4 protein-coding genes are annotated in these 5,680 nt (G+C 48.0%); 2 read left to right on the top strand and 2 right to left on the bottom strand.

Features of this window, described 5'->3' with window-relative positions:
• The coding region (locus BMW31_RS13710) for an integrase core domain-containing protein (protein ID WP_143049210.1) at positions 1-99 on the top strand (99 nt) is incomplete at its 5' end.
• 511 nt (positions 100-610) lie between these two features.
• Here the strand turns inward: BMW31_RS13710 and glgP are convergent.
• Positions 611-3,172 carry an alpha-glucan family phosphorylase gene (glgP, locus tag BMW31_RS13165; RefSeq protein WP_091826739.1) on the bottom strand — a complete coding sequence of 854 codons (2,562 nt, stop codon included), beginning with the start codon at positions 3,170-3,172 and terminating at the stop codon, positions 611-613.
• Between the two features lie 10 nt (positions 3,173-3,182).
• Entirely contained in the window at positions 3,183-4,865 is a 1,683-nt protein-coding gene (locus BMW31_RS13160; protein ID WP_091826737.1) for a glycogen/starch synthase, read from the bottom strand.
• Between the two features lie 132 nt (positions 4,866-4,997).
• Here BMW31_RS13160 and BMW31_RS13155 point away from each other — a divergent pair, with 132 nt between their 5' ends.
• A complete protein-coding gene (locus BMW31_RS13155) occupies positions 4,998-5,420 on the top strand; it encodes a hypothetical protein (protein ID WP_091826736.1) in 423 nt (140 codons plus the stop codon).
• Positions 5,421-5,680 lie beyond the last annotated feature (260 nt).

Here is a 5,680-nt window from a genome sequence, read left to right as displayed (position 1 = left end):
AGGGCCGTCGAACTCTATAACACCGTGCGTCCGCACCAGAGTCTGGGCATGCGCACACCCCTGGAAGAGATGCAGCGGCTCCTTTCCCTGGCCGCATGACAGCCACAGAGGCTCCCGGGGGCTGCGAGCCCCCGGCCGCAAGGCCGCCCCCCGGTGTTTTTCATCAATTCAACGTTTCACTTAAAATAAGGAGGTCAAAGAGCTCACAGAAAACAGAAAATGATTAACTTTGCATCCGGAAGACAGCTGTCAACCCAAAGTGCACTTAACAGAAAAACCTGACAACTATATTTCCACATAAGAAATTTATTGTCAACCTAAAGAACATTTAACTATAAAAACTGTCAACTAAATCCAGGACAGAGCAATGTTCCTGCTTTTAGGGTGCCATTTGATGCCTTCGGGAACTTTTGACAAGTGTCGCACGATTATTCGACAAGTGTCACACGATCGTTTGACACTTGTCAAAAGTTCCCGAAAGATATTATCAAGACCTTCTGTCCTTACAAAGATAATCAAAATAAAGGATCACATGGCCTGCATGGTGAATAAAAAAGGCCGCACCTGTGTAATTTGGTGCAGCCTTGATGGATTGATACCTTGTGACCGGTTAGTCCAACCACTTCACGTAGCTGAAGTCTTGTCTGTGCGGTAACTTTGAGTTCTTGGGGAACATACGCACTGCCGAGCGGAACGAACCGGCCTCGTCAGGCTCAACGGTAGCCTCGAAGATATAGTTATTACCTTCGTGGCCAACTACCTTGAACTCATGAACACTGTAGATGTTGTGGTCATCAGGATCCTGTTCCGGCTTCAGCGAAACCAGCTCAAGGCCTATGGCATCGTCCAGTCCCTGCTCGTCAATAACATAGCGAACCTTGTATTCTACGCCGGTTTCGCCGCCATTGTCAAGGAAGGAGGTGTCTTTGGAAACCACGTGGATAGCATCCCAGCGCTCTGCTACTGATTCCTTCCACTGTGCAATTTCTATAGCCAGGCGGTTGTTGTTGGCCGAGAGTTTCTTGAAACGGGCGGCCTCCTTGTTGTAGAACTTGTCATAGTAATCGTCAAGCTGGCGTTTCATCGTGTAATGCGGAGCTATGGTGGCGATAGAGTTCTTGATAACATTGACCCAACTCTCGCTGTAGCCCTTCTTGCTCTTGCCATAATACAGGGGGATAATTTCGTTTTCGAGAAGTCCATAAATAGTAGCGGCGTCCAGCTGGTCCTGATATCCCTGGTTGGAATAGGTGCGTTTCTGCGGCAGAGCCCAGCCTGCACCCTTGCGGTAGCCTTCAACCCACCAGCCATCGAGTACCGAGAGGTTGACAACTCCGTTCATTTCAGCCTTCTCACCGGATGTACCTGATGCTTCGAGCGGCCGAGTAGGCGTATTCATCCAAATATCGACGCCCGAAACCAGACGGCGTGCCAGCTGCATGTCATAGTCTTCGAGGAAGATTATCTTGCCCAGGAACTCCGGCCGCTGGCTGATTTCGTAAATACGCTTGATAAGTCCCTGCCCGGCACCATCGGCAGGATGAGCCTTGCCAGAGAAGAAGAACAACACCGGATGCTCGGGGTCATTCACTATCTTTGAGAGCCTCTCCAAATCTGTAAACAACAGATGGGCACGTTTGTAAGTTGCAAAACGACGGCAGAAACCAATCATCAGCGCGTTGGGGTTGATGCGTTCGAGCAGCGAAACCACACGAGCCGGGTCACCCTGGTTACGCAGCCAGGTCTCTGTAAACTTCCCGCGGATGTAGTCTATCAGCTTCTTCTTCAGAGCCATACGCGTATTCCAGATTTCCTCATCGGGCACCTTGTAGATGGCATGCCATATTTCTTCATTGCTCTGGTCGCTCATGAAGGTAGGCGCAAAGTACTTGTCATACAGCTGACGCCACTCCGTAGCCGTCCAAGTAGGGAAGTGCACACCGTTGGTAACGTAGCCTACATGGTTCTCCTCGGGATAGTATCCCTTCCAGAGAGGGGCAAACATCTTCTGACTTACCCATCCGTGGAGCTTACTTACACCGTTGATTTCTTGGCAGGTGTTGCAGGCAAAGGTGGACATACAGAACTTCTCGCTGTGGTCGTCGGGGTTCGTACGTCCCATGCCAATGAATTCTTCCCACGAGATACCTAACATGGCGGGGTAACCACCCATGTACTTGCCGAAGAGAGCCTCGTCAAAATAATCGTGGCCGGCAGGCACCGGCGTGTGTACTGTATAGAGTGAAGAGGCGCGAACCAGTTCCATTGCCTGGTTGAATGTGAGCCCGCTTGATACATAATCACACAAACGCTGCAGGTTGCAGAGTGCGGCATGGCCCTCGTTGCAGTGGTAAATATCTTTCTGGATGCCCAATTTCTTCAATGCGAGCATACCGCCAATGCCCAACAGGATTTCCTGTTTCAGGCGATTTTCCCAGTCCCCACCGTAAAGAGAGTGAGTGATGGGCCGGTCGAACTCGGAGTTCAGCTCGTTGTCTGTATCCAACAGATAGAGCTTGATGCGGCCAACATTGGCGCGCCATACGTAAGCATGAACCTGATAATTCATGTAGGGAACATCTACAACCACCGGATTTCCATTCTCGTCAAGCTGACGTTCAATGGGCAGAGAGTTGAAGTTCTGGGCTTCATACCGTGCAATCTGCTGGCCGTCCATGCTCAAACTCTGGGTGAAGTAGCCGTAACGATACAGGAAACCCACCGCACAGAGGTCTACGTTGGAATCAGAAGCCTCTTTCAGATAGTCGCCTGCAAGCATGCCAAGGCCGCCGGAGTAGATTTTAAGCACCTGGTTCAGGCCATACTCCATGCTGAAATAAGCTACCGAAGGACGCTTTTCGTCTGGCTCAACATCCATATATGAACGGAACAGACTATAAACATCCTTTATTTTCTTCATGATAGTGCGGTTCTTCACAATCTCTTCCTTACGCTCGTAACTCAAGCGCTCGAGAAGCAGTACAGGGTTGTGGCCTACCGCTTCATAAAGTTTTTCGTCAAGACTCTTGAACATATTGCGGGCCTCATAGTTCCAAGCCCACCACATGTTATGAGCTAACTCGTCCAAACATGCCAGCTGCTCGGGGAGTCGAGATTTGATAGTCAAGTTTTTCCACTGGGGATCATTGGCATAATCTGTTTTGATTTTCATATCTTTCTTGTTAGTTTATTTTATCGTTATTTATCTGCATGCGCTTCTGAGCACTGTTCAGGGCAAAGTCATAAGCCTGATAGTAATACTTGATGAAGTTGCTCCATAACGCCTTCTTCGATAATTTCTCGGCATTGCTGCGGGCCTCCTTCACTTCCGCTTCCGTAAAATTGGAGTATGCAGCAACAGTTTCCTTTATCTGGTCGGCTACTTCCGAATAGTTGTAATCGGTCCGGTGAATGACTTTCACACCATCCTGAATTTCGCTGTTTCCGCCTTTTTCCGTGTTAGCCCACAGGCCGAAGCCCGCTAAATCGGTTGTTATGCAAGGCACCTTAAAGGCGATAGACTCCAGCGGAGTATAGCCCCAAGGCTCATAGTACGACGGATAAATACAGAGATCGTTGCCCAGGACGATATCATAGTAGCTCAAATTGATAATTCCGTCATTACCCGTGAGGTAACAAGGCAGGAACACCAACTTCACTTTGTCATCCTTGTCGTTGTGCATATCCAGATGTTTCAGCATCCCGAGAACGCTGTCATGGCTCATGTTATTCAGCCAATGGGTTATCTCGGGAACCTCGAGAGGCGTGTCGTATTGCCTGCCACTGTCCAAACGCTCGGTTAAATCCTGGCGCGGTTCGCCTACCCATCCCGGCACCTCGATAAATGCAACGATGCTCTTCTTCAGACTTTTCTCGCGCAAGAGCCTGTTCATAGCCTCTATATAGACATCAACTCCTTTGTTGCGGAACTCGTAACGGCCACTTGTAGAGACTATCAAAGTATCATCTCCCAAGTTACTGCCTGTCAGAGCATTGGCAACGGCCAGCAAGCGCTGGCGGGCTGCCTTGCGCTTACGGGTAAACACGGCTCCGGAAGGTACGATGTCGTTCTCAAAACCATTAGGCAAGACGACATCGACCGGCTTATCCAAGAGTTCTGCACACTCCCGGGCAGTAATGTCACTTACCGTTGTAAAGCAATCAACGAACCTGGCCGTTTGTTTCTCTATCGAATGTTTGCTCTGCACATTCAGTTCTTCGGCCATCTGGTCGCCGTTATACGCAAAGAGATAGTCGTACAGTGGCTTGTTGTTACCTGCGATGCTCCGGCCTATACTTGTAGCATGAGTGGTAAAAATAGTGGCTATTTGAGGTAATGTATGCTTGATATACAACAGTCCCAGGCCCGTCATCCATTCATTGCCATGGTAGATTACCTTCTGCTCTCCTGATATATTGTTTTTATAGAAGCTCTCAACAACCTTGGCGGCAGCATAAGAGAACATGGATGCTTCGTCGTAATCGCCATAAGCATGGAGACTGTCTACCTGGTACAATTCCCACAAACGGGTGTATATCTCATTCTTTCTGTCATAATATTGCTTGAAATCAACAAGGATTGCGATAGGACTTCCAGGCACATTCCAGCGCCCCGTCCTCACTTTCAAGTTCTCGCTAAGAGCCTGCTTCCGCCAATCGCCGAAGAGACTGTCATCTTCCGTAAAATAAGGACAATCCCTATCCGCCCCCCAACAATCAGGACCAATGAAAATAACATGATCCTTCATTACCTTCTGTAATGTATTGGCGCGCGTGGACAGGACGGTGTATATTCCTCCTACCTTGTTACATACTTCCCAACTTGACTCAAAAATATAGTCGGGAAATAACATTTCTTTACCCATAAAAACTACTATAACTTTGCAAAGTTACTATAAAAAACATGAACAACCAATTTTTAACAGCCATAAATTGCTAAAACTCTTTGATTTATTGATTTATATCTGTATCTTTGCCTGCGTCTAATTGAACGAACTATGCTTACAAAGATATTGGCCGAAGGATTGCTTTTGCTCATGAGCTTGCCATGCAACGCTCAAACAGATACACCATTCAAAGGTTACCTGTACAACTCCGAATACGATGTATATATTCATATCAACCTCTACGAAAATGACATCGTAATACCAGGACAGGAACTCTTTGGAGCTGTATCCGGATACTTCGGCGATAACAAAGACAGCAGGAAATGGATATTCACCTCTGCCAAAATCAAGAACAACAAGGAAGCCGACCTTGAAATAATCAATGATTATGGCAGTGAAGACTTAACCGCAAAGCTGATTGTGCAGAACGACAGCACCTGTACCTTGCAACAAGAAGAAGGCAGTACGCTGAAGATAGCGAGGAACCGGAAATGGGTTAAGATGCCGAAAAAGCTGGATTTCGTCAGAAAATAGGCAGGTACTTACCCCCTGCCATTTCATTACACCTCATTTGCTGACAGCATCATGCAGAATAGGCTCGCACTATTCTGCTTGTCGAAGCATACGTTCAAGCCCCTTAAAGGCCACCTTCAAGGGGCTTGATGCTATCCTTCAAGCGCCTTGAAGCATAGCTCCTGTTTTCCCGCCTGCCACAACGAGGGATTTCATTTGAGGAAAGACGAAGGATTAGGGCACGAAAAAAGCCTCCAAGACATTGCTGTCCTGAAGGCTTC

Origin of the sequence: Prevotella sp. kh1p2 (assembly GCF_900111525.1) — a bacterium.
Taxonomy (GTDB): Bacteria; Bacteroidota; Bacteroidia; order Bacteroidales; family Bacteroidaceae; genus Prevotella.
Note: the sequence above shows the minus strand (reverse complement) of the source record. Positions and strands in the feature narration are given on the sequence as shown.